The organism is Bacillus sp. Root131, from assembly GCF_001429475.1.
GTDB lineage: Bacteria > Bacillota > Bacilli > Bacillales > Bacillaceae_G > Bacillus_A > Bacillus_A thuringiensis_S.
Map to the genome: position 1 here is coordinate 12,270 of NZ_LMJQ01000016.1, position 26,039 is coordinate 38,308.

The window sequence follows — 26,039 nt, forward strand, 5'->3', positions numbered from 1 at the left end:
ATTAATTTCAATCTTTTGTATCACAAGAACCTATTTCATAATAATACATGCATAAAAATACATAAAATTCAACCAGTGAATTTTATGTATTTTTATTTTCATTATTAAAACTCTAACTATTATATAATAAGATTATTTATACAAAACCTGATAATATAGGTTTTTAATACTATTTTTCCCATTTCATCTTTCTTAAAAAATAGTATTTGATTTTTGATAATCATAACACTACTTTTTAATCCGTCATATAACAGACGAAAAATATACATAAAATATTCATAATTCTGTACTCAGAATTTTGATAACATTAGATTCAAGGCTAGATTTTCAGCTTACTTACAAAAAAATCAAGGAGTGATTATCATGGAACGTATCCTAATTAGCCCGCAAAAATATATTCAGGGAAGAAATGTAATTAAAAAAATTGGAGAGTATGTAAAACCTCTAGGAACCAATTTATTAGTTATTGTAGATGAATGTGTTTGGCATCTTGTTGGTGAAAAAGTTATGGAAAGCTTTCATAAACAAAATCTAAGCTTTGAAAAGGTCGGTTTTAATGGTGAAAGTTCTGAAAATGAAATTGCAAGAATTGAGAAAATAGGAAAAGAATTTGGTGCTGATGTAATCATTGGTATTGGTGGTGGTAAATCAGTAGACACAGCAAAAGCGGTAGGAGAAATTCTTTCGGCCAAAGTTGTAAGCGTTCCCACTATTGCCTCAACAGATGCTCCAACCAGTTCTCTTTCTGTTATTTACTCTGATGATGGAGTATTTGAGAAATACAAATTCTATTTAAAAAATCCGGATATTATTTTAGTAGATTCCCAAGTCATTGCACAAGCTCCATCCAGATTTTTAGCTGCTGGGATTGGAGACGGAATGGCTACATGGATTGAAGCTAGAGCAAATTTAGAATCACGAAAACCCGCTATGGCTGGAGGACTCTCTACCCTAGCAGCTGCTAAGATTGCAGAACTCTGTTGGGATACCTTATTTCAATATGGAGAAGCTGCTCTTTTAGCAGTTAAACAAAAAACTGTTACTCCAGCAGTTGAAGCCGTAATAGAGGCAAACACCTTACTTAGTGGCCTTGGATTTGAAAGTGTGGGGTTAGCTGCAGCTCATGCCATCCATAATGGCTTTACTGTTTTACATGATAAGACTCATGATTTGATGCATGGAGAAAAGGTTGCATTTGGCACATTAGTACAAATGGCATTGGAATCTTGGACAACTGAAGAACTATATAACTACATTGATTTCTGTATCAAGCTTGGCTTACCAACTACACTTAAAGATCTGAACTTAGGTGATGCAAGTAAAGAAGAATTGATGAAAGTGGCTGAAGCTGCCTGTCAAGATGGTGAAACTATACATAATATGCCATTTGAAATTTCACCAGAAATGGTTTTTGATGCAATTATTGCTGCTGATGCTTATGCTACTGAGTATAAATTAAAAAAATTAGTTCAAAATTACAATCCCAAAAATTAATTAAGTGTATATTACACATTATTTAATTTTGTATGTGTCCTTTTAAGAATTTAGCAAAATTACAATACTATATATTAAAAACTAAATAAGTATTAAAATTGTATATATCATGAAATAATCTGAAGACTTCATCCAACATATAAGAGCACGAAATATTTAAATGAATCATAGCATTATGTCAAAATTAATTTTGTAACTGAATTTTCACACCAAAGATAAATATAGAAATAAAAAAAACCTCTTTATGAGGTTTTTTCTAGTCCTATACTTTTGATATTGAACTACCCCCACTTTCACTTCGTTTAGAAGTGAGGGATTCCTAAGTAAAGAGTTCTATCGAACTCTAATTGATTAGGCTAACCCCGCAGTCCTTGCGGTTAGAAGCCTTATCGCTTCATNTGTTTAGAAGTGAGGGATTCCTAAGTAAAGAGTTCTATCGAACTCTAATTGATTAGGCTAACCCCGCAGTCCTTGCGGTTAGAAGCCTTATCGCTTCATTCTTTAGATTGATACTTGCGTTAATATCCCTATCATGGTGTGTACGACAAGAAGGACAGTCCCATTCACGTAGGTTTAGATTTTTAACGTCTTTATTTTGATATCCACAACAAGAACATAATTGGCTGGAAGCAAATGTTTTCGATACGACAATGACTTGTTTGCCATACCATTTTGCTTTATATTCCAACATGGTTCGAAACTGTGACCAAGATACTTCACTAATTGCTTTTGCTAACTTATGATTCTTTAACATATTCGATACTTGCAAATCCTCTATACCGATAACATCGTGGCTTTTGATGATTTCAGTTGAGATTTTGTCTAAGTAATCTTTTCTAGCATTTGATATGTATTCATGAATTCTAGCTACTTTTACTCGTTGTTTATTCCAGCGAGAAGATCCTTTCATTCTTCTAGAAAGAACACGCTGTGCTTTCGCCAACTTATCTTCTAATGATCGGAAAAACTTCGGATTTTCATAGGGTGTTCCATCTGACAAAATGGCGAAATCTTTTAGTCCTACATCTATCCCAATGTAAGAATGTGTTTTCGGAAGTTCTTGTACTTCTGTTTCAACTAATAGTGACACAAAATATCTACCAGAAGGGTTTCGTCTAACAGTCGCATTTACAATACGTCCCTCTACTTCACGACTTTTGGGAAATCGAACAAGGCCTAGTTTGGGCAACTTTATTTTGTTCCCTACAACGGCAATATTTTCATTTGTTTGTTTTGTGGTATAAGATTGTACGTTATTCTTCTTGGATTTGAAACGCGGGGCACTATTTTGTTTTTTGAAAAATCGTGTATATGCATCCGCAAGGTTGCGAACAGACGACTGAATCGCAATACTATCCACTTCTTTGAGCCAAACGAACTCTTTCTTCATGGCAGGAAGTTTGGCAGAGCATGTACCATATGTTAAACCTTTTCCAGTCTCTTTGTATGCGTGATCCCATAGGGATAGGAAATGATTGAATACAAAGCGAGAACAACCTATCGTTTTGTTAATTAGAATTGCTTGTGCTTGATTTGGATAGATACGAAACTTATAAGCTTTATTAATTATCATTTGATTCACCTCCATTTCGGTATATGACTATCATATACCAAACGTACATTCGATAGGTAGTGGAGTAAAACTTTCTGTAAGTTGAACAATTAAGATGGCTTCCTGTCATCCCTTGTTCGAAGCCAGTTCATCTCCCACCTACTCACTGGACTGTGACCCTTCACGCTCTTTGAGGAAGGAGTCTTCTTGGCTAAAATGATAAAAAATGCAGGAGAAGTAAAGGACTTAATTTATGGTGTTTCCAGTTTACCTATTTAACTAAATTAAGACAATTTTAGAAAATCTAAAAAGAATAATCTTATATTATTACTAAAAAATACAACATATTGTTTAGATTCAGTCAAAATAGTAGTTAGTCTTCTAATTAAGATAAAAATTTTTTAACCAAACTAGATTATTAGAATCGACACTTTTGTGTACATTTATATTACTTCTAGCTCACTATTCATCCCCACCTTACAAAAATGGTATATGTTTATAACATTTTTATTTGATTTCCTGTAGTTTATGAGAAGAAATATACTATTTTGGAATCAATATAATTATATTTCCCTCTAATTTGTTTCATTTTTTGTAAGTTGTTATCCTACTAAATGAGGGTAATCATCACGTATAAAAGTATCAGTATCGGGAGTTACGGCAATAATTCTTCAAAATATATATTAAAAGAATTTTAATAATGCCAAATATAATTTCTTTTTTAAATTATAAATTATAAGTGAGGAGATATTATTATGATTAGAAAGAAACATCCATTTTGTACTCTAGCAAAAACAGCTGTTGCATTAACTATGATCATTCCTACATCCCAAGCCATTAGCCATACGTTTGCCTACGCTCAAGAAAATATAGCGAAATCTCAACAACAAGTAGCGCCATTTTGGAATAAAAATAAAGATTATCCAGGTGAATCTTACGTTACATATGAAGGTAAGATTTATCATTCTGTATATTGGGTAAATGCAGGTACACTACCTACCCAACAATTTAGCGGTTGGGAATTATATACTGGTTCAGAATATATACCTGACAATAGCGATCCTAATGATTTATTTGGTGAAGGAATCACTTGGCCAACTCATGTTTTTGCACCATATGTAGATAACGGCATGAATCCTCAAAATCTATTAAAATATGCCCAAGAAACAAATACTAGTTTCTTCACGCTTTCCTTTATAGTGGCTGATAAAAATGGAAATCCAGTATGGGGAGGAAGTCATACCCCTATTGGAGATGGTAACTTAGATGATCAAATTAAACAAATTAGAAAAATAGGTGGAGATGTTAAAGTATCTTTTGGTGGAGCAAATGCTGGTAATATCCCTGGATTAGGTGCAGATCTTGCCGCAGCTATTACAGATGTAAATAAATTAAAAGATGCTTATAAAAGTGTAATTAACACATTACATTTAACACACATGGATTTTGATATTGAAGGAGGCTTAGTCGCTCACCCAGAATCTATCGAAAGAAGATCAAAAGCAATTGCGTTATTACAAAAGGAATTAAAAGCTGAAGGTAAAGATGTAAAAATTGGTTATACCTTACCAGTAATGCCTTATGGCCTAACTAATGATGGACTAAATGTGATTCAAAGCGCTATAAAACATGATGTAGATTTAAATTCAGTTAATATTATGACTATGGATTACGGGCAACAAAACCAACAAATGGGACAAGCTGCGATAGATGCTATTAATAGCTTGCATGGACAATTAACTAATTTATATAAGGGTTCTATTAAAGATTCTGACATTTGGAAAATGATTGCTGTTACACCTATGATAGGAAAAAACGATACTCAAAATGAAACTTTCACATTAAACAATGCAAAAGAATTGTTCCAATTTGCCAAAGAAAAAGGTATTGGGGAAATTAGTATGTGGTCAGTGTATCGTGATAAAAAAGCTACTGAAAGTTGGCAAATTGGTCAGGCAACTGGAGATGCTTCTGGATTACCCGATGTAGAAGATGGTGCCTTTTCTAAACTATTTTCTGCTTTTAATAGTAGTACTGAAATTGACGTAATCGCTCCAACAGCTCCTTCTAACCTACGTTCTGTTAGTAAAACAACAACAACTGTTGAGCTACAGTGGGAGGCTTCCACAGATAATATTGGTGTGAAAGAATATGAAGTTTATCGTGATGGAAAAAAAGTAGGAACAACAAAAACAACACGTTATGAAGATGCGGGATTACAAGCCAATACAAAATATAATTATACAATTAAGGCTACAGATGCAGCGGGAAATAAGTCAAAAAGTAGCAATGAAGTTTCAGTTACAACAAAAGAAGAGAATCCAGAACAAATAGCTCCAACAGCTCCAACAGGATTACAAGCATCAGAAACTACTACAAACAGTGTTCATTTAATATGGGAAGAATCCATAAGTAATGTTGGTATAAAAGAATATGAGATTTATCGTAACGGTACGAAAATAGCTACAAGTCCTTCAACTTACTATACAGATGAAAATTTACTGGCTAGTACAGAATATAGATATATGGTAAAAGCTATAGATACTCAAGGAAAAGTTTCAGTTGCGAGTAATGAAATCAAAATCACAACAAAAGATACCCCCTCTTCTGAGTATAAGGCATGGGATTCGTATGCTGCATATAAAAAAGGAGATAGAGTAGAACATCAAGGTAAAATTTATGAAGCAGTTCAAAGTTATCAAGGATACGGTGATCCAAATTGGATTTTCTCATTAGCTTTATGGAAAGTAATTAAATAAACCGTAATACTATTAAATAAAAGACATCAATCTTTCTTTTCAGATTGATGTCTTTTATGAATTGAAAATTATATTTTACAAATCTATTCTTTCATTTGCCCTAGGCTATATATTTTCTATAGGTAATTCTTATTTTACATTACTATGATTTGATTAAGCATCATATTTTCTAAGTTAAGATAGAGTTTACATTTTTAATAGTTCGGACGAAAGTCCTACCATTAAAATCTATTTAACTATATATAAAATTAAAAGAAGGTCTTAAGATGCAGACGAACACTAATACTATAGAGGACATCTATCAGGAGATATTAGATGGAAAAAGAAATAGATTCCCACCAAACACTTGGAAATTAGATAGAAATAATCAATTGGCCAGAAGAGTAACAAAGTATTTAGTAACAAAAATTTTGAATTGGAATGAAGAAGAGATAAAACAGAATTGGAATAACAAATTGATTGCAAAGTATCGATTACGTGGTGTATTGAAGCACAAATATAATAATAGTCCATATGCGATGATTAATGATTTATATCCGAATCAATTTAAAGAATGGGAATTTAGAATGACACCATTAAATTTTTGGACGAAAGAAAAGGCTCTGCAATTATTAAAATGGTTAATTGAAGAAGAGGAGAAATTACCACCACAAAAACTCTTACAAATTTATGGGCAAAAATGGTTAATAGAACATCGACTAAGTGCACCTCTAAGGGTGATTTGGAATGGAAGCCCGTATGCGATGATTAATGATTTATATCCAAATCGATTTAAAGAATGGGAATTTAATAAGGCCCCTAATAAGTTTTGGACGAAAGATAAAACATTACAAGCACTAAAATGGACAATTGAAAAAAAAGAAAAATTAAATGTGGATCAATTGAAGAATATATACGATAATAAATGGTTAGTTCAATCAGGATTGAGCGGAGCCTGTCAACTATATTGGAATGATAGTCCATATGCAATGATTAATGATTTATATCCAGGTCAATTTAAAGAATGGGAATTTAAAATGACACCAAATGGTTTTTGGACGAGAGAAAAAGCGCTAGATGCCTTACAGTGGACAATTGAGGAAAAAGAGAAGCTGACAGATAATCAATTATTACAGCAATACACAATGCAATGGCTTAAAAATCATAGATTATGGACACCTGTAGTAAGATACTGGAATGGGAGCCCATATGCAATGATTAATGATTTATATCCAAATAAATATATAAAAAGCTCATTCAGTGGATATATAAATAAATTTTGATATTATTAGACACAACATATTTACGTAAAAACTTTAATTGCTAAACAGCAAACTATATATGCACTACTAATTAAAATAGGTATGATGATATTATCTATATGCATATTTCTTATCACAGGTATAGTAAATAAGCTCTGAACAGGTCTGAATATCACCGTTGAAATAAAAATAAAGCTAACTTTAAAGTGCAATATCAAGTCTCCATAAGGTAACGAAAAAGGCGCTTTCCTGAACGAAAACGCCTTACTCAAGGTTCTGTATTTACATGTAAAAGATCTCCAAAACAAATGGAATGGCGGTGTAATTGGTTAATGGTGTTGAATCAACTTATGGTTAACTATAAATTCGCCAAACGTATTAAAAAAAATAGTATTTACCTACCGTAATTTAAATGCTTCATTTGTTCGATAAGATAATTTGATATATCTGTGTTATTGCCATTTCGCAAGAGGAATTCCACTAACTCTTGCTTTTGAAGAACAGGATTAATAACCGCTCCATCTAGCTGACTTAGAATCTCAACAATACTATGATGTGAAAAACTCTTGATTACTTTAAAAAGTTCTGCATCACGTTTCTTTCGTTCGGCGGATTCTTCAGGATACCCAGTATTGAACGGTTCTTCAAATAGTTTCTCAAGCGTGAAGCGAAGATTTAATTCGCCCGCCCAACCGAAATTCAATCCAAGTGGCAGTGATGCACAGTTTCCATTATTTATCCTACCGAATAGGAACGCATCTGTTGGAGTTGGCAGATAACCGCTAATGACATTCGGAAGTGTATTACAGGCAATCGACATACCAACACCGCTACTACATCCAGTGATCACAAAATCAACTGCACCTGAATTTAGAAGTAGACCAACAGCTAAGGACACTTGGATATAGCTTAACTCGGATTCTTTAAATGTAACACCAAAATTGAGCACTTCATATCCATGCCTCGCCACAGCCCTTTTTGTCTCTTCAAAAATCAGTTCATTTTTGCTAATTTGGGTACTTGCTTGTATCACCGCTATCTTCATTCTTACACGACCTTTCGATTTAATTATCACACAAATCGAAATTCAAAAGAAGATAAAAAAAGACAGAAGCAATCTTGCCTTAATATTTGCTATTCTAAATATTCGTTTCAAAAACTTACACAGATTTCTTAACAATCCCGTTAACTTGTTTCGCCATGAACCTTCTTACCTCTTCTTTACATATTCTCTTGAACTACCCCCACTTTTACTTCGTTTAGAAGTGAGGAATTCCTAAGTAAAGAGTTCAATCGAACTCTAGTTGATTAGGCTGCCCCCGCAGTCCTTACGGTTAGAAGCCTTATTGCTTCATTTGATTACTTCTTTCATTTTCATACGTTTAATTTTAAAATAGTTTGTTCCTCGTAAAATCAATCTACGAGGAGTCGAATTGATTAACAAAATGAAAATTTAGATTTTTATTTTGTTAATTATTGTCCATACACATTAATACCTTGTTCTTAATGAGTAAATTGGTTATTAAAAAGTGGTATTATAACTAATTCTAAATGCAAACATATTGTACAAGAATAAAAAAAATATTTACTTCCAAAATCTATAGTATTGATTTATTTATCGATTAAAATACATCCCTTGTCAATTAATTGATGTATTTTAGATATTTATTTGATAAAAAAGAAGAATGAATGTTCAATCAACTGACACAACTACTTTTTAGGAAGTGTGTTATAGTTAATTCAGAATCAATACTGCTTAGCAGCATTAATTCTCACCTATCTTTTATTTATTTGTTTTTACACCAACTTAAAGGAAAGACCAACTATATTTTTAGTTGGTCTTTCCTTCTGTTATTAGAATACGATTAAGAATCACTTAGTTTATATACAAATTACTATTTATTTTACGATAATGTACATATACTTCCGTATAGAATTCTACCGTTCTCTTGATAAAATATGAAAAACATAACTAGTTTAGGTATCTTTCAAAAAAATCAAAACAAAAAGAACTTGTAATATATAATTACAAGTTCTTTTTATCGTAGCTTCAACACATTGGAACTATAAACTTGTAAACAACAACATTAGAGGAAGGGGTGAATTATCCCCTTAAAATGATTATATAACTAATATTCATATTTTGAGATTAAAACCTTGAACATTTCGTTAATTTTAACAATCACTTTAATATTATTCATTTTTAACTTACATGAACATTTATAATTCTGCACATTACAATAAAATCAAATAACCTAAAAATAAAAATATATGTGAAATTTTTTATATTTTTTTGATATTAATTGAATATTTTATGATTATCATTTCATTTTCACTCTAATATTGCCATGTTTCTAGATTGCTATTAGAGTTTTACCTTCTAAAACTTACTTAAAATTGGTTAGTATTGAATACATTGACTGAAAATTGAGAAATCAAATGCATATTGATACTATTATCATATAAATTATCTGTCAGTCTAACTTCCATTACCCACAATAATGTTTTTCTATATATGTATAGAAATAATTTATCTGTCAGTAATTTATAGTTTATTATCATACATTAAAAAGGAGGAAGTAAAATTATGAAAAAGAAAATCATTACAGCAACTGCTCTGGCTGCAACATTAGCTACAGGTGCATTACCTACAACATCAGTATTTGCTGCTGAGACAGTTGCTCCTATCCAACAACAGGAATCACAAGTTAGTATTCAACCGTTTGCACAAAGTAATCTAGAAACGGCTGTTCAAGCTGCATTAAATGGTCCCGAAGTAAAAAAAATAAAAGTATTTGAGCATGAATTTAATGTAAAAGAAATTGAAGTTGTGGATCGAGGTGCAGCTGGTAAAGATGTATACGGACAAATCTCTCATCATTTAAGCTTCCGTCCAGATGATCAACTTTACTATAAATTCACAAAAAAAGATGGTGAGGTAACCGGATTCGAATTTCATATTGATAGAGGCGGCTGGACACCAATTGTAGCTCCACTTTTATCAATTCTTGCTGCATATAACGGGATTCCTGTTAATCCAAATGATTTAAATTCACTCGGTCAACAACTTGGTAAAGTTATCGATGGTAGTTGGGAACATGCAGGACAATCTATTGCTACTGCAGTTAGTTTAAGCTTTAATGAGAAATAAGCTTATAGGCATTATTTAGGATTACAGAGAAGTATTATTCGTAAGTTTTTCTAAAATGATATTATATGTAACAAATATATTTCTAACTTTAATGCATTAATACAAGTGAGACTCTCCCCAAAAGTCTTTTGATCTCAGATATAGAATGCATATAATTTTGCCACATAGGTTCTTAACAAATAAAAATCTATGTTAATTAAAATTAAGAATCATGTAGATCTTACTAATTTCAGCAATTCATTGTACTTCGGAAAACAGACGTCTAGTTTAAGACTTCTGTTTTCTTTGTATAATATTAGATTTGAATTGTATGCCCTATAAAGTACATGAAGTATGATAATATACTTTGTCATCATTTCACTAAACTTGCACTTGATTATTTTGGTCTTCCCATCCTTGTATGATTACATTTCAAAACTTATGTTCCCCGTGTACGATGGCTTTTGAGCAAATCTAAATGAAAATATTCCTCTCTAAATTTTAAAGCTAACACAATATTTTAAGGTAAATGACAATAGTAACTCTAATGGTAGCTAATATATTACCTTATTTGACTTTATAAACCCATTGGTACCTATTATAAATTTGGAACTATTTATAAAAACTAAATCTTCAAATTAATGCGCTCTATTATTCTCATGCTGGACTTTATGCATATGGTAAAAGCACCCAAATTATTATATAAGACTAATCTGTTTAAAATCAGGAGAGATATAATGAAGAAAATAAAGATAAAAAAACATTTAAAATTCGGGATTCTTACTTGTTTTACACTAGCGAGTTTATGTACAGCTTCAATAGTATTTGCTGATAGACATCCAGGTTATTCCTATGAGTCCGATTTAGGTTATCGAAATCCAAACTGGATGTCAAAATTGGAAGATACAAAAAGAATAAGCGAATTATCTATTCCAGGTACTCATGGTTCAATGGCTTTACATGGAGCGAGTTTTATTGATGAGAATTTGACAAGAAATCAAACAATGCCCCTATCTCAGCAGTTCAATGCAGGAATACGTTATGTAGACATGCGTGTTAAACGTGTGAAAAATTCTTTTGCCATGCAGCATGGTATTGTAAATCAAAAAGCAATGTTTGAAGATGTATTAAAAGAAACAATCCAATTTTTAAGAGAAAACCCTCAAGAAACAATTTTAATGCGCTTAAAAGAGGAAACTGATCCAGAGAACGGCTCACTGTCATTCGAGGAGATATTTAAAAGTTATAAAGACCGTAATGTGTCCTATTTTTGGGAACCTAATTCTGTGCCATTTTCAGAAAGAAATAACCCTAAGTTAGGAGATATCCGCGGAAAAATTGTAATACTACAAAACTTCGCAGCATCTGAAGAATACGGAATTAATTATGAATCATTAGATATCCAAGATAATTTTGAAGTTAGCGCTGGACCGGATGGAATGTATGAGAAATGGAATGCAGTAAAAAACCAGCTTCTAAAGGCAAATAAAGATTTTAACAATAATCATATCTATCTCAACCATTTTAGTGGCACAGGTGGCGCTACAGCATTATGGAATAATTATTATCCTTGGTTTGTTGCAAGTGGAAAGGAAAATAGAGATACTGGTAGTAACCCACAGTTAATTCAAAAAAATACAACAAGTGAATGGAAAGACTTCCCTCGTGATACAAATGGTCAAGTATTTTATGGTGGGATGAATACAATGGGGACAGATTTCATACTACAAGGTGGGATTAGACATTCTGGTGTCATTGCAGCTGATTTTCCTGGTCCAGGTTTAATAGATAGTATCATTAAATTAAATGGAATAAACGTTAATGAAAAAGAAATATTGATTTCCCAAATTTCTTCTGACTCTAAGCCATTGCCTGGAGAAAAGAACCGATCCAGCCAAAACTTTAGTATAAATAATTTACCCCCAGGGACACTGGGGGTAAAATGGATTATTGAACCTACCCTGGGAGAGACTTCTGACAGTATCTCTTTCAATATTATGGTCGATGTTTCTCTGGGTCTAGATCGTGTTAGTTGGAGCAATATTTGAAATGAATCCAGGACTGCAGCAGATACAAATTCTAAATACTATATCGCAAATCCAAGTGGTGTGAATCACCCATTTATAGTAAAAATATATGCTATCACCAATTAATTTTCTAAAAGATTACTTTATCCTTCCGTCGGTTTAAAAAGTTCAATTACCTTATGTATCAAAAGAGCATTCTCTCCAGGTATGCTATATTAAAGGCAACAATAAAAAAGAATCTAGAAATGCCACTAGATTCTTTTTTATTTTTAGAAACAATTCATATTAAGATAAAAATGCTTTTATTCTATTTAGTATAAAATTCTATGAGATATCTAACAAACGAAAGTAGAACCTGCCTTACTACGCCCATCAAGCCAATTTTTGGTATTCTATGAACTTGTGCCTATAAAATTAATATTTTGATACGCTTGCCAAATATTTCTTGATGGATAAATATATCTTTCCGAAGTTCTTTAGCAAACAAATGCTATTCATTTTTTAATAAAAGCGCCATCCTTTCTATAGATTTCTATAAAAAGAATGACGCTTTCTATTAATTATAATCATAAATTCATCTTAGAGTATTGGTAATATAACTAGACTTATTCCCATGCAGCGAATGCTACATAATCTTCTTTACCATATTTGTTTTTATATTCATCTTTGTGAATTATATCAACTTCTCCAACATGGTCTGGCTGAAATCCTGTTCCATCTCCATTATCAATAGGTTTCACTAGAGAAACTAACATAAGCCCCGTAACTTCAGATTCTTTAGAAGTTTGCTTCACTGGAAGTCCTTTAGATTTAAGATATTGCTTTTGTTTTTCGGTAAGTTTAAGTACTGCTGCTTCAGAGATCTCTGTGTTCTTTTTACTTTGCTCAAGTTTGTCCATCTCTGATTGTTTTGCGGCTTCTTCTGCCTTACTCTTTTCAAGCCTAGTCATTTCTTCAGGTTTAGCGGCTTGTTCAATTTTATTTTTTGTAGCCTGTGATTCGCCCTTAAACTCCTCAGCATTTGCATTCATTAAAGAAAAAGTAGATATACCTAATACAGCTGTCAATCCTAAAGCTGACCAACGATACGATTTTTTATTAAATTTTTTTATCATAAGAATTCTCCTTTTTAATGCTTTTTTATTTTTACTTAGATTTGCTAAACTAGGCATTTGATAATAATTTGAATAGTGTTCTAATAATGTAATGATTGTATGCCCGTATTCGATTCTTTCTTCCGAATCAATAAAGGTAAGAGCCAATGCATCACATGCAATTTCTTGATCTTCGCGCATTGAATAATAGGCATACCAAAGGATTGGATTAAACCAATTTAGTATAAGCAGATGATGCATAAGCCAATTAACCCCAACATCTCTACGTTTAAAATGAGCTAATTCATGATAGAAAATAAACCGTATCTGATTATCATTTAATCGTTGTATATGCTGCTCACATAATAATATTCTAGGTTTTCTAAATCCAAGGAGTGTCGGACTAGCAATCTTGCCGGCTAATTGTAAAGGAATATCTTCTTTTATAGACATCGTTTCTTTACAACCCTCAAAAATATTTAAAATCCTTTCATCTGTTATAATTGATTGCTTTTGTATGTATAAATATAAACGTCTATTTGCAATTAGTGTTAAAGCCCCTAAACAAAAAACACCTAGTATCCATACATATAAACAGATTTCATACATAGATATGTGTTTGGCAACCTTTTCTTTTTCTTTGGAACTCGATTCAACCAATGGTTTATTGGAATCATTCGAATTAACAGCATACTTTGCAGGTTCATTCATTACTTTTAAACCAGAAACATTCGCTTCCTTCTGAATTAGAGAAGTAGAAGTTACATATCCATGTGAAAGTATGGAGTATAAGCTATAAGAACTATCGGGTGACCAAGGTAAAATTAATCTTACAATCAGAATTAGCCACAATGCGTAATGCCATCTTGCTGTTAATTGATTCCTTAGTAGAACTTTGACACATAAGATAAAACCTACCAATATACTGGCCATAATGGTAGTTTCTAGTAGCCAATCAAAAAGAGTAGAGAGATACGTATGTATTAACATATCCATTACAATTATTCTCCCTCCTTTTGATTATTTTTATCATCTAGAATACGTTTGAGCTAATCGATCTCTTTGGAAGATAACTTTTCTTCTTGTAAAAAATTAACAAGTAAAGGTTTTAAAGCAGCACCATAAAAACGTTTAATAAAAGATTTAGTTTCTACTTGTAAATAATCATCTTGTGAGATTAAAGGGCCATACATATACGTTCTTCCTATTTTCTGCTGAGAAAAAATTACTTGTTTTTTCACTAACCTATTAATTAATGTTCTAACCGTTTTTGGATTCCAATCCATTTGTCCTTCAAGAGCTTGAATTATTTCATTAGCCGTTTGTGGAGATTTTGACCAAAGGACTTTCATTACTTCTAACTCAGCTTCAGATATCTTAGGTATTTTTTTCACGTTTCCAATTTCCTCCTTCCTTTGATTACAAATGTAATCCTAATATCGATACTACATTTGTAATCTTAAATTTTCAACCCCTATTTTAACATTGGAATAAATTACTTAAAATAGGTTTATTATTAAATAAATATAGACTACAAATGTAATCTTATATTTAAATTACATTTGTAGTCTATATTTGTCAATCTTATTTAATATCACCCTAATAAAACATCCCCATATGTTTTAAGTAAATCATTATACTTTAATTAGCTATGCCCATTCTTTCCTTTTTCTTTGCAAGATAACCTGTTCTAGTTAGTTGGATAAAAATATGGCGACAGCCGTTTGCCATCAAGTTAATAAAACTTAGACAGTCCTTAATTAAAAAATAGGAATAAGCCAGTTATATATATCAATCCAAAGTTCTTTTCATACAAGAAAGCCAAAATCTCTTCCCCATATTAATGAGAAATTTCTATTACTATCAAGCAAACCGAAATTAGGGGAATTTAGTTAATAGAAAGCGTTCTTCTTTTTCTAAAAAGCTAAATTATTAAATTAAAGAAAATATATACCTTTCAGTTCCCTCCTACAGATAAAGCAACTTACCCCGCTTCCTAATACCTACTGATTTGTTATACAAAATTGAATTCCTTAAAAATTTGAATTTAAAAATACCCAGGAATACAATAAATATAGTATATACCCTATTTTTTAGAAAGAAGGATTAAACATGAAAACCAAAGTAGTTAAATCAATTGAAGATTTGCAATTGAAATCATTTGAAATGATGACAAATTCTTTTTCTTTTAAATCTATTTTGCGTGGAACTGGTATGACTTTTGTAATTATTTTTGGATCATCTTTGATTAACGATTCTTCTTTATTTTCATTAAATTCTTTGATGGTGATATTGGGTTTCTTTTTAATCTTTACGCCATATATTTTTAATATTGCTGAGAAATCTAATATATGACTCAATTTCCGACGTTTAATCATTGACTTAAAAATTTTAAGAACCCAAAACAAAAAATTCACATACTTTTAATTAAAAGGTGTGAATTTTTTCGTTTGAGTCTATTTACCTTTAAATTTATAGTAAGGTGATACTACTTCAATTAATTAATTTTTATTTCATTTTATAATTTTACAAATGGGTGCCTGTATCTTCTCTACAATACAATTCCCCTTATGTAACTATTTATATAGTATAGATTTCAAGGTAAAAACACCTACTACCCCTATACAAAACTGTAAGAGTATCTTCAACTTTTTAATATTATATTTATATAAAATTTGCCCTTTCTTGAAAACCTACTATACTATAAAATTAAATTAACAAATATTATTTAATGGAGGTTCATAATGAATAAAACCGAACTAATTAACCAAGTATCTGAGAAAACATCACTTACTAAAAAAGAGGCTACTGCATCTGTACAAGCTATCCTAGATCAAATTACACAATCTCTTCAAAAAGAGGAATCCGTACAGTTAATTGGATTTGGTACATTTGAAGTACGTAAGCGTTCTGCACGTACTGGGCGCAATCCCCAAACGGGCGAAGAAATGCATATCCCAGGAGGAAAAGTACCTGGATTTAAAGCTGGAAAAGCTTTAAAAGAGGCTGTTAAATAAGGTTTAATTATCTATCTAAAAAGGAATGGAGATTTTTATCTCCATTCCTTTTTAAATTAATCATATATTTTTTCGGAAAATAATTAACTAGTTATTTATCATTTTCACGATTCCCATACCGTACACACTCTTCTAGTCGTGGTATTTCTTTTTTAGATGCTAGGTGCATCTTTCACTGCTAATTTTTTCTGACTTAAATAAACAGCTCGATCCGATTTTTTTGCAACTTCCTGTGAATGCGTTACAACAATTACACATTTATTTTCTTGATGAGCGAGCTCCTGGAACAAATCAATAATGTCATTTGCTGTTTCTTCATCAAGGTTTCCTGTCGGCTCATCCGCAATCAATAAATCAACATTACAAGATAATGCTCGGGCAATTGCTACACGTTGTTGTTGTCCACCGCTTAGTTGTAAGATATTTCGTTTCGCTTCTACTTCTGTGAGTCCTACCTTCTCTAATAATTCTAATGCTCTTGCTTTTTTATTTTTTACCTTTACACCTGTAATTTCCATTGCCGTTAGTACATTCTGAATGGCAGTCATATAGGTAATTAAATTATAGGATTGGAAAATTACGGATACATTTTGATTACGGTATCGATCCAAACCAATTTTTCTAATATCCTTGCCATTATACAGTACATAACCATTTTTAGGTATATCCAGCCCACAACCTAAGCTAAGCGTGGTGGTTTTACCAGATCCAGATGGTCCTAAAATCGTGTAGAAATGCCCTTTTTGAAAAGAAAAATTAACATTATCTAGTATCTTTACTTTTTTTCCGTTACTTTCATAATAATAATCTAAGTTTTTAAATTGTAAAATCGTCTCCATATCGAGCCTCCTTATTCATCTTTTAAAAGGATTTGTTTTGGATTTAAGCGTAGAATAGATAATGCCGGAAGAAGCGTTGCTAATATAGCAATAGCTAGTCCAATCCCTCCCATTTTTCCTACGTCTTCTCCTGTTACACTTACATTAATTTTATCTATTGGATCCTCTTTTTGATTTTGTACAGTTCCGCCTGGTCCAGCCACCATTACAGTTCCATTTTGTGAAGTGTCTGTTTCTTCTCCTGCTGTAGCAACTTCACTCGAAAGTAAATTATCCCCTACGAATTGAGAAACTTTAGCTCCTGTTGTTAGAGATAATCCAAATGCTAAAATAGCGATACATACTACTTCTACTACGAACTGCGCCATCAGTTTCCATTTTTTCTCTCCAATGGACAATAAAATTCCCATTTCCTTACGACGTGCTTTAATCGATAACATAATAATTAATCCTAAGATAATTGCACCTGCAATAGATACCATATAGATAATCATTTGAGAAGTAGAAGCGATATTTTCGATAGGACCAATCATTTGTTTGTACAATGAATCATGTGCATCTAACTTAAAATAATTAAAATCAATATCAGATTTTTTTGCTTCTTTTTTAAATGCATCAATGTATTGTGGGTCGTTCAATAAGTACACAACTTGAATACTACTCATACCTTCATCTACTTCTAACTTTTTTAAAGTAGAGTAAGGCATATATAGCTTATTAGCTGGATCCATCATAGGAGGGGCATGCTGACCCATTGGTTGCTCATTCGTTTCATAAATACCAATAATTTCAAATTCAAGAGTTTGCTTCTTATCCCCTGATTGAATTTTAATCTTATCTCCTACTTTCAAATTGTTTTGTTCCGCTAATCGTTTTTCCATTAAAGTTACATTCTGATCTTTCATCTTTTCTGTAATTGGTTTCCCATCAATGATTTTACTTTTTCCATTTTTAAAACTTTCTTGTAATACAGTTTTACGAACTCCTTCTATTATAAGGGAAGAATTCATATCTATTTCTGAGCCCGAACCTGATCCACCCGCTGCTGCCACCATTCCAACTCTACCTTTTCCTTCGTCTTCTCCTTCTGAAGCACCTACTAGTTTAAATCCATCCGAAATTCCGAAAGTATTGGTTATGTAATTATAATCTTTTACATACTTGGACTTCGCTAATTGATCTGCTTCTTTTGTGTTGAGCTTTGGTGGTTTAGGCATCTCTCCAGTTTCCCTAGCTTGTTGACCTAATTTATCAAAATCAAGACCTAAAGTGACATCTGCACCTAATTTTTTTCTTGCTGCATCCGCAGCTTTTTTTGATGCATTTTGGATTGCAAATCCTGCCAACACTAAATTTGTAACAATCAGAAAGACCGCCATCAAAATTAATGATGTTCCTATTCTTTTTTTCATACTGAGAATTGCGCGTTTTATAAAATTCATTTTTCCTAACCTCCTTGATAGTTGTTATTCTAAATACACTATCTGGAGTTTATATGAAGATATTCAGTAGATTATCTAAAGATATTAGGGCTTATCTGGAGTGCATATGTAGTGATTCGTTAATATAGTCAAGAAAAGCTGGAACACAAATTAAAATATGTAATCGATTTTGAACATTGGTAAAGAGTCAGTCCATTTAATGTGGAATGAGGACAAACGGAATAATAATAGGTATAAAATATTAGTCACCAACCAATTAACTTGAGGAAGGAATACAAACACGGGATAACTCCCTTTATTTATGACCCCTACAGTACAAGATGAGATACTATCGCTAGAAAAATTAGCCTCCTCCATGGAATACCAATGTAGACATTCTTTTTGCTTCATGACGTTTACCACCTCTGATATATCTAGTACCCACACAAAAAGCACATATAAAAAAACCACCGAAAGGTGGCTATATTTTTAAGCGGCACTTGTTTAATCCGCTAATTTCACGTTTTTTATTAGTTTTTCACCATTTCGATAAACTGTTACTTTAATTGTATCCCCCAATTTTTTCTTTTTATATAAATATTTTCGGAATTGAACGACATTTTCTATTTTTTGTCCATCTAATGCAATCACAACATCATATTGTTGCAATCCACCTTTTTCTGCTGGTGATTGGTATGAGATATTCCTCAATACTGCACCATTTGATATCTCTTTTGGTAATTTTAATTGATTGCGTGCAGAATCTGTCATTTTCTCCACATCTAATAACTGTACACCCATCATCGGACGTTTAACTGTTCCATCTTTCTCAAGAGACTCTAGGATCGTTTTGGCTATATGAATTGGAATTGCAAATCCAATTCCTTCAACAGCTTGTTGTGCAATTTTACTTGAATTAATTCCAATGACTTCACCCTGTTCATTAAACAAAGCTCCTCCACTATTCCCAGGATTAATAGCTGCATCTGTTTGAATTACCTGTGCTTGCCAATCAACTTGTTGATCTCCAAGAGTACTAACAGGTATTTCTCGTTCCTTACTACTAATAATCCCCTTTGTTACACTACCTTCTAACCCCAATGGATTCCCAATAGCTATTACCGTTTCCCCTGTACGAATTTTTTCTGAGTCTCCAAGTGTTGCGACTCTTTTTACATCTGCCCCGTCAATTTCTAATACTGCTAAATCTAATAATGGATCTGTCCCTACTACTTTAGCTTGAACCTTTTTACCATTATTCAATTTCACTTCTACTTTATTCGCACCGTCTATCACATGATTATTTGTAACAATGAAAGCCTTATTGCCGTTTTTTTTATATATGACCCCTGATCCCGAACCAGCTTCTTCTGATTGATTTTGCGTATTAAATGAACCTGCATTTTGTTTATAGTTAATGACACCTACGACAACTTCTTTTGCAGATTCAATCATATTTTGAGGATTGCTCACATCTTCTGGTTTGTAAGAGATTGGCGTAGCCTGATTTACTTCGTTATGCTTAGAAGATTGACCTGCACTTCCTTTGATTTCATTTATATAAGGAGTGGTCAATCCAATGGTAATTGCACCAATCACTGCACTAATTATTCCTGTGAAAAAATACCCTGTTTTTTTATAGACTTTATTCCTATTGCTTTCTGTTTGATTTGTATCATCGTGTCCCATTGTGAACATCCCTTTCTCCTTTAATTTACAATTGAATGTTTTTATCTTAATATTTGAAATACGATGTATGAATGTAACATTTAAGAATCACCATTTCAAAAAAAGAAAATTTCACCTTTAGGCATGTTTAAACATAAATCAACTGTTTTTTCGTAGGGGTAACATTATATTTGAAATTTCCTATGAATATATGTATAACGATATTCAAACCCACTTCGAGCTTGTCTCTAAAAAAAGAGCCTATTCGGCTCTCAACAAATAGAGTATTCAATGTACAAAGTAGGATACATGTTTATACAGGTGTTTTGCAAAAAGTGGAAACAAGGGACAATAAACATCCATTAGCTTATTTATTCTTTTGTTATAAACTTAGATTCTAGCATTCTCGTGAGAATGGATGGTAATAGGTTTGTGTGTAAATAAGAAGGAAGGGATAAAATTTGATAGATTGTGTAAGTCGTCAACATCATGTATCATTCCTTTCTATTTGGTACATGTATCATACAAACTTAATCTGTATTCTATATGGAGCTAATCTAGAGTTATAGTAAAGATTTTCAGTACCTAATTATGGAATACAAAAATAGAGAGAATCAATTTAATCCTCCCTATTTTTGTTCACTAGACTTATATAGTTTTCTTTTATTTACACTTGTGTATTTGTTTAAGCCCGGTGCTGGTTTCAATTTTTGTTTTTTCTCTTTTATGCGTCTATTATTCGAATGAGGGGCCATCCACAGTTGTACATCTAATAAAGAAAGAATGATGTTTGCTTCTAGTGACATCTTGATTACCTCCCTCTGTCTTGCTATGTATATAAACTATCTCATGCATCTAGAGCTAATTTGAAATACATGTAGTTTTCTTATGAAGTTTTTATAGTATTTCTAATACGTCTCCACATCAACTCCAGTTTGGAAGGTTATAATGACTACAAGAGGTGATATTATGAAGAACTATCACATTCTGGTGGTAGAAGATGATCAAGAAATACAAGAATTAATCAAACAATTTTTAATGACACAACAGTATAAAGTTATAGTTGCATCAGATGGATTAGAGGGCATGAAACAATTTAATAAGCAGTCCTTCGATTTAATTCTTCTAGATGTGATGATGCCAAACCTGAATGGATTTGAAGTTGCCAAAATGATTCGAAGTCAGTCAAATATACCAATTATTATGCTAACTGCGCTAGAAGAAGAACAAGATCAAATGAAAGGATTTGATCTTGGAATCGATGATTATATTACGAAACCTTTTTCTTTCCATGTTTTGATGAGACGAGTCGAAGCAGTACTGAGAAGAAGTAATAATCAAAGTACGGATAATCATTTTGTATTTAGAGAACTACATGTCGATGGCGATGCATATAAAGTATATGTAAATAAAGTTGAAGTTCCCTTAACGACAAAAGAATTTGAAATTTTGCAACTACTACTTCGAAATGAAAAAAAGGTACTCACAAGAGATAATATCGTAGAAAAAATTTGGGGATATGAGTATGCCGGGGACACACGAATGATTGATACACATATGAAAAACATACGAAAAAAATTAGATATACCCTATATTAAAACAGTAAAGGGCATTGGTTATAAAATTGATGAATAAGATTGTAAAAATCATGAAGATGAAGAGAATTACCTATAAACTCTTTATGACTACATCCCTCATTTTGTTAGCCTTTGCAACCTTGATTTATGTAACTTTATACTTCTTTCTCCCTAAATTTTATGAGCAATACAAAACAGATCAGCTTCAAACGGGAATCGAAGAAATAATTGATAAATCTAAAGATCTTACGCTTCAAAATGCAATACCACTTGTTGATGAATACGCACAAAAAAATAATGCGGTGATCTACCTTCAAAATAATGAGGGAAGACTTATTTATTCTCCTTCTATTGCTTTTCTTCAAAGTACTATTCAAGAGGGTACTATTCAAGGCGGTACTCAAGCAAAAGGTTTTGTTAAAACAGTACCAGCAAGGAGTTTAGATAATCCTCGTAATTCATATGAGGTTAGCAAGCCAATACAATTCCAAGATGTTAACTTAACGCTTGTGGTGTTCGCAACATTTCAGCCGATTGATGAAGCTTCACAGGTCTTAGTACGTTTTCTACCCTATATTAGTATCATTGTACTGGTTATTGGTTTAGGAAGTGCTTATCTCTATTCAAGGTTTATTACTAAACCACTTATTTATATTAATAAAGGTGCACAAAAGATGGCAAAATTGGATTTCTCCGAAAAAATTGAAGTTCGTTCTATGGATGAATTAGGGGAATTGTCCAATAGCTTGAATGATATGTCTATAAATTTACAACAGGCAATTTTTGATTTACAAAAAGCGAATCAGCAATTAAAAAGTGATATTGAAAAAGAAAGAGAAATAGAAACAAAGCGAAGGGAATTCTTTGCTATTGTAGCACATGAATTAAAAACTCCTCTTACTGTTATGAAAGGATACTTAGAAGGGATGATATATAATATCGGCCCTTATCAAAATCGTGACCAGTATTTAAAGAAAAATTATCAAATAATTGAAAGTCTGGAACAACTGGTTCGCGAAATTTTAAGCATGTCAAAATTAGAACAACATACCTTTAAACTTCAAGTGGAAGAAGTAAATCTTTCGAGATCAATAGATACAATTGCCAAAAAACTCGAATTTTTTGCTTCTCAAAAAGGCATTCAAATAATAAAAGAAGTCGATTCTGATATTTTTGTTTATACGGATTATGTTCTTTTAGAAAAAGCATGTAAAAACATCATTCATAATGCGATTATGTATTCACCGTATAACGAAAAAGTCTATATAAAGTTAACAAAGGATTCTAAACAAAACAACGTCCAAATGCGAGTTATCAATACAGGTGTCAAAATAAAAGAAGAAGATATACAACATATTTTCAAACCATTTTATCGAATCGAAAAGTCAAGAAATCGAAATACGGGAGGGAGTGGCTTAGGTTTATATATTGTAAAACAAGTTTTCGAGTCCCTTTTTATCACATATTCTATAAATAATACCAAACAAGGCGTAGAATTTTTAGTTACCATTCCATTATCCAGCAAATAAACATCAAAAGAGTCTCAATCTCATTTCATCCTATAAAAATGAGATTGAGATTTTTCATATTATGTTGGGTATGGCAACCCAAACATAATATGGTGAAGAAAATTCAGATAAAAACATTATTCATTTGACACATAAAGATCCAAAATAATACACTTGCAAGTGTATTAACGGAAGAGAATTTATGAAACAAAAAAGTATTCATAGTGTTTGTAATATAAGTATGATCCCTGAATTGTATATTAATAAACCATTTGTAGACGGGATAGAAATATTTTTTGTTACACAAACTGGCCGACTGTACTTTTTTCACTACAAACTGATAACTTAACAGCTGGGTAGAAAGTGGTGAGTATACTGGACCAGATATGACTGATTTCAGATTTCACATTTTTTGTCAGTATTTCCTTTCATCATATCTAAAACAGATTTATATGCTTAGTGACAAGGTCGATCAAGCTATATAAGCAGATAATCCATTCTACTCATTCGCCATATTATGCATAATAATCTATAAAATACGTATCTATAAATTAAAGATCTAAAAAAGAAAAAATCTGAAAATCCTTCTGACGTAAGGAGTTTCAGATTTTTTTATTTTAGTAATACCCTTTGCAACAAGTTGCCATTAGGATAGTGTATCAGCAACTTGTAGCTATTACTATGAATGCTAGATTCCTCAAAATTATTCCATATTTTTTCATTTTATTTATATTATTCTATGCTTTATTCTAAATTATAATTCCATATTTATGGACAAAAGTTTAAATTTATGGAATTTTGTACAAGCTATTTATACATCATTCTTAATTAGGAGGGATTCTTTATGTTTGGTCTAGGAAAAAAAAGAACTCCATTTGGTGAGTATTTAGATCACAGAGGAATCAAACAACAATGGCTTGTACAAAGGACTGGATTAAGTAAATCTCTGATAAGTGATTTAGCAAATAAAAAGGATCGTATTCCCACTTTAACATCTGCAACTAAAATCATTAGAATACTAAAAAAATTTGATAAGCATATTGATTATCAAGATTTTTGGAATATTGATATTTAAAACTTCTAGAATGTACTACACATCTAATTGTCTCTAATCCAATCGTGTAGATTACTAAAAACATAGATTTTTTCCTTTACAACTATTGATTATTTAACACTTATAATACAAAAATTACTTTTATTAAAAAGCATATAAACTTCTATTTAGCTCTGTTCATATCCCCGCTTAAAATAATTAATGATTACATCCCACTTCATTTTTGACAAATCAATTATTTAATAACATTTTTTGTTAGAAAATCTAAATTTCGTTGTTTTTTATCCAGAAGCCTTAATATACATTTGATATTATTCTAAAATTTATAGCGCACTATTCGAACATTTTGTGAAAATCACCAAAAAACATCACAAACTACTAGTAGTAGGTATTAATTTCCTGTGTTTGTTCCAAACACCGTGTTAAACTGAAGGGGTTTAACAGATCTACTCTAATAACATTAATGAAATGGGGTATTTACTTGAACTTTCCACAATTAAAAATCGGGCATATGATGCCAAAGGTCCCAATTCTACAGGGAGGAATGGGCGTAGGCATTTCATTAAGTAAACTTGCATCTGCAGTTGCAAATGCTGGAGGAATTGGGATTATATCAGGAACTGGTATTTCCATAGATGAAATGAGAATGCATATTAGGAAGGCGAAAGAAAAGATTCGGAATACTGGTTATATTGGAGTAAATGTCCTTTTTGCAATGAATGATTTTGCTGAAAAAATGAAAGCAGCCATTGAGGAAAAAGTTGATTTCATCATATCTGGTGCTGGCATTTCACGAGATATGTATACTTGGGGGAAAAATGCCGGCATACCAGTTATTTCAATAGTATCCTCAGCCAAACTCGCTAGATTATCTGAACGCTTGGGTGCGGCCGCTGTTGTAGTAGAGGGGCATGAAGCAGGAGGACATCTGGGTACCGATCGACCTTTATTCGATATATTACCGGAAGTAGTTGCAGCAGTCGAAATTCCCGTAATTGCTGCTGGAGGAATTATGACTGGGAAAGATATTGCTCATGCCTTAAAAATGGGTGCATCTGGTGTGCAAATGGGTACAAGATTCGTTGCAAGTAATGAGTGTGACGCACCACTATCCTTTAAGGAAAAATATATAAATGCTCGATTAGAAGATACCATATTAGTCAAAACAACTGTCGGGCTCCAAGGTCGTGCGGTTAAAAATAACTTTACTAAATTAATAGCTGATAATAATAAAAAGATAAAAATAAAAAAGTGTATAAATTGCTTAAAAAACTGTTCTTATCGTTTCTGCACGCTAGATTCTTTGATAACCTCTATGGATGGTGATTGTGAAAATGGTCTTGTTTTCGCAGGTGCACGAGTAAATGAAGTCAAAGAGATATTGCCCGTCCAAACAATTATTAACAATATTATGATGGAATATAGAGCATGTATTTAAGGTAGAATCCATGTAAGTTTTTTAAAAGATATTTAATGTTGTAAATTCTTATTTTCCTGACGATACATCAACTAATAATTATACTCCGGACATTATTGGTCATAAAAAAGAACACCTACAAATGTGAAGTGAACCCGAATAGTGGTACATGAAAAAAACACCTCCTGAATTCGCATACTAAGTATGCAAATTCATTGGAGGTGTTTTTCGTTTGAAGACA

The 26,039-nt window shown here is 32.0% G+C and carries 18 protein-coding genes and 1 pseudogene; 11 read left to right on the forward strand and 8 right to left on the reverse strand.

All coding sequences use genetic code 11. The features are described 5' to 3' along the window. Positions 1-363: 363 nt before the first annotated feature. Positions 364-1,494, forward strand: a complete 1,131-nt coding sequence (locus tag ASE54_RS23775; RefSeq protein ID WP_000439701.1) for a glycerol dehydrogenase — start codon at positions 364-366, stop codon at positions 1,492-1,494. A gap of 451 nt (positions 1,495-1,945) precedes the next feature. Here ASE54_RS23775 and tnpB read toward each other — a convergent pair whose 3' ends face one another. Beyond that, on the reverse strand, positions 1,946-3,067 hold the full coding sequence (gene tnpB, locus ASE54_RS23780) for an IS200/IS605 family element RNA-guided endonuclease TnpB (RefSeq protein ID WP_000586190.1): 1,122 nt from the start codon (positions 3,065-3,067) through the stop codon (positions 1,946-1,948). Positions 3,068-3,801: 734 nt separating this feature from the next. Between tnpB and ASE54_RS23785 the strand changes: the two genes are divergently transcribed. Both ASE54_RS23785 and ASE54_RS23790 read left to right on the forward strand, forming a co-directional pair. Continuing rightward, positions 3,802-5,805 carry a carbohydrate-binding protein gene (locus ASE54_RS23785; RefSeq protein ID WP_000619726.1) on the forward strand — a complete coding sequence of 668 codons (2,004 nt, stop codon included), beginning with the start codon at positions 3,802-3,804 and terminating at the stop codon, positions 5,803-5,805. A 266-nt stretch (positions 5,806-6,071) separates the two neighbouring features. Then, positions 6,072-7,067 (forward strand): DUF4046 domain-containing protein, encoded by a 996-nt coding sequence (locus ASE54_RS23790; RefSeq protein ID WP_001194338.1) that lies wholly within the window; start codon positions 6,072-6,074, stop codon positions 7,065-7,067. A gap of 373 nt (positions 7,068-7,440) precedes the next feature. Here the strand turns inward: ASE54_RS23790 and ASE54_RS23795 are convergent, their stop codons facing one another. Then, positions 7,441-8,091 carry an RpiB/LacA/LacB family sugar-phosphate isomerase gene (locus ASE54_RS23795; protein ID WP_000686199.1) on the reverse strand — a complete coding sequence of 217 codons (651 nt, stop codon included), beginning with the start codon at positions 8,089-8,091 and terminating at the stop codon, positions 7,441-7,443. Between the two features lie 1,542 nt (positions 8,092-9,633). Here ASE54_RS23795 and ASE54_RS23800 point away from each other — a divergent pair. Together ASE54_RS23800 and ASE54_RS23805 are read left to right on the forward strand one after the other, a co-directional pair. After that, positions 9,634-10,197 (forward strand): hypothetical protein, encoded by a 564-nt coding sequence (locus ASE54_RS23800; protein ID WP_000726947.1) that lies wholly within the window; start codon positions 9,634-9,636, stop codon positions 10,195-10,197. A gap of 716 nt (positions 10,198-10,913) precedes the next feature. Further along, positions 10,914-12,329, forward strand: a pseudogene (locus ASE54_RS23805) (phosphatidylinositol-specific phospholipase C). 479 nt (positions 12,330-12,808) lie between these two features. Here ASE54_RS23805 and ASE54_RS23810 read toward each other — a convergent pair. Together ASE54_RS23810 and ASE54_RS23815 are read right to left on the reverse strand one after the other, a co-directional pair. Next, complete coding sequence (locus tag ASE54_RS23810) at positions 12,809-14,293, reverse strand: M56 family metallopeptidase (protein ID WP_000367373.1); 1,485 nt, start codon at positions 14,291-14,293, stop codon at positions 12,809-12,811. 53 nt (positions 14,294-14,346) lie between these two features. Continuing rightward, a complete protein-coding gene (locus ASE54_RS23815) occupies positions 14,347-14,691 on the reverse strand; it encodes a BlaI/MecI/CopY family transcriptional regulator (protein WP_000723694.1) in 345 nt (114 codons plus the stop codon). A gap of 718 nt (positions 14,692-15,409) precedes the next feature. On the opposite strand from ASE54_RS23815, the gene ASE54_RS23820 reads away from it, so the two are divergent. Continuing rightward, on the forward strand, positions 15,410-15,652 hold the full coding sequence (locus ASE54_RS23820) for a hypothetical protein (RefSeq protein ID WP_000853266.1): 243 nt from the start codon (positions 15,410-15,412) through the stop codon (positions 15,650-15,652). Positions 15,653-16,041: 389 nt separating this feature from the next. Beyond that, a complete protein-coding gene (locus ASE54_RS23825) occupies positions 16,042-16,314 on the forward strand; it encodes an HU family DNA-binding protein (RefSeq protein ID WP_001043921.1) in 273 nt (90 codons plus the stop codon). Positions 16,315-16,466: 152 nt separating this feature from the next. On the opposite strand, the gene ASE54_RS23830 is transcribed toward ASE54_RS23825, so the two are convergent. From ASE54_RS23830 to ASE54_RS36490, 4 genes are all read right to left on the reverse strand, one after another. Then, complete coding sequence (locus ASE54_RS23830; RefSeq protein WP_000447831.1) at positions 16,467-17,153, reverse strand: ABC transporter ATP-binding protein; 687 nt, start codon at positions 17,151-17,153, stop codon at positions 16,467-16,469. A gap of 11 nt (positions 17,154-17,164) precedes the next feature. Then, positions 17,165-18,595, reverse strand: a complete 1,431-nt coding sequence (locus tag ASE54_RS23835) for an ABC transporter permease (protein WP_001009326.1) — start codon at positions 18,593-18,595, stop codon at positions 17,165-17,167. A gap of 483 nt (positions 18,596-19,078) precedes the next feature. Then, positions 19,079-20,272 carry a trypsin-like peptidase domain-containing protein gene (locus ASE54_RS23845; protein ID WP_000494781.1) on the reverse strand — a complete coding sequence of 398 codons (1,194 nt, stop codon included), beginning with the start codon at positions 20,270-20,272 and terminating at the stop codon, positions 19,079-19,081. Positions 20,273-20,871: 599 nt separating this feature from the next. Next, the gene (locus ASE54_RS36490) at positions 20,872-21,048 is read right to left on the reverse strand and encodes a hypothetical protein (protein WP_000050958.1); all 177 of its coding nucleotides are present in this window, start codon (positions 21,046-21,048) and stop codon (positions 20,872-20,874) included. A gap of 163 nt (positions 21,049-21,211) precedes the next feature. On the opposite strand from ASE54_RS36490, the gene ASE54_RS23850 reads away from it, so the two are divergent. The 4 genes from ASE54_RS23850 to ASE54_RS23865 all read left to right on the forward strand — a co-directional run bounded on the left by ASE54_RS23850 (position 21,212) and on the right by ASE54_RS23865 (position 25,819). Further along, the gene (locus tag ASE54_RS23850) at positions 21,212-21,877 is read left to right on the forward strand and encodes a response regulator transcription factor (RefSeq protein ID WP_000800736.1); all 666 of its coding nucleotides are present in this window, start codon (positions 21,212-21,214) and stop codon (positions 21,875-21,877) included. A 13-nt stretch (positions 21,878-21,890) separates the two neighbouring features. Further along, the gene (locus ASE54_RS23855) at positions 21,891-23,348 is read left to right on the forward strand and encodes a HAMP domain-containing sensor histidine kinase (RefSeq protein ID WP_043320231.1); all 1,458 of its coding nucleotides are present in this window, start codon (positions 21,891-21,893) and stop codon (positions 23,346-23,348) included. An 823-nt stretch (positions 23,349-24,171) separates the two neighbouring features. Then, positions 24,172-24,402: a helix-turn-helix transcriptional regulator gene (locus ASE54_RS23860; protein ID WP_000467334.1), complete on the forward strand. Its 231-nt coding sequence runs from the start codon at positions 24,172-24,174 to the stop codon at positions 24,400-24,402. A gap of 442 nt (positions 24,403-24,844) precedes the next feature. Further along, on the forward strand, positions 24,845-25,819 hold the full coding sequence (locus tag ASE54_RS23865) for a nitronate monooxygenase (protein WP_000871007.1): 975 nt from the start codon (positions 24,845-24,847) through the stop codon (positions 25,817-25,819). The last annotated feature ends 220 nt before the right edge of the window (positions 25,820-26,039 follow it).

Coding starts and splice junctions, on each gene's coding strand:
- ASE54_RS23775 (WP_000439701.1), top strand. CDS start 364: ATGGAACGTATCCTAATTAGCCCGCAAAAATATATTCAGGGAAGAAAT.
- tnpB (WP_000586190.1), bottom strand. CDS start 3,067: ATGATAATTAATAAAGCTTATAAGTTTCGTATCTATCCAAATCAAGCA.
- ASE54_RS23785 (WP_000619726.1), top strand. CDS start 3,802: ATGATTAGAAAGAAACATCCATTTTGTACTCTAGCAAAAACAGCTGTT.
- ASE54_RS23790 (WP_001194338.1), top strand. CDS start 6,072: ATGCAGACGAACACTAATACTATAGAGGACATCTATCAGGAGATATTA.
- ASE54_RS23795 (WP_000686199.1), bottom strand. CDS start 8,091: ATGAAGATAGCGGTGATACAAGCAAGTACCCAAATTAGCAAAAATGAA.
- ASE54_RS23800 (WP_000726947.1), top strand. CDS start 9,634: ATGAAAAAGAAAATCATTACAGCAACTGCTCTGGCTGCAACATTAGCT.
- ASE54_RS23810 (WP_000367373.1), bottom strand. CDS start 14,293: ATGGATATGTTAATACATACGTATCTCTCTACTCTTTTTGATTGGCTA.
- ASE54_RS23820 (WP_000853266.1), top strand. CDS start 15,410: ATGAAAACCAAAGTAGTTAAATCAATTGAAGATTTGCAATTGAAATCA.
- ASE54_RS23825 (WP_001043921.1), top strand. CDS start 16,042: ATGAATAAAACCGAACTAATTAACCAAGTATCTGAGAAAACATCACTT.
- ASE54_RS23830 (WP_000447831.1), bottom strand. CDS start 17,153: ATGGAGACGATTTTACAATTTAAAAACTTAGATTATTATTATGAAAGT.
- ASE54_RS23835 (WP_001009326.1), bottom strand. CDS start 18,595: ATGAATTTTATAAAACGCGCAATTCTCAGTATGAAAAAAAGAATAGGA.
- ASE54_RS23845 (WP_000494781.1), bottom strand. CDS start 20,272: ATGTTCACAATGGGACACGATGATACAAATCAAACAGAAAGCAATAGG.
- ASE54_RS36490 (WP_000050958.1), bottom strand. CDS start 21,048: ATGTCACTAGAAGCAAACATCATTCTTTCTTTATTAGATGTACAACTG.
- ASE54_RS23850 (WP_000800736.1), top strand. CDS start 21,212: ATGAAGAACTATCACATTCTGGTGGTAGAAGATGATCAAGAAATACAA.
- ASE54_RS23855 (WP_043320231.1), top strand. CDS start 21,891: ATGAAGATGAAGAGAATTACCTATAAACTCTTTATGACTACATCCCTC.
- ASE54_RS23860 (WP_000467334.1), top strand. CDS start 24,172: ATGTTTGGTCTAGGAAAAAAAAGAACTCCATTTGGTGAGTATTTAGAT.
- ASE54_RS23865 (WP_000871007.1), top strand. CDS start 24,845: ATGAAATGGGGTATTTACTTGAACTTTCCACAATTAAAAATCGGGCAT.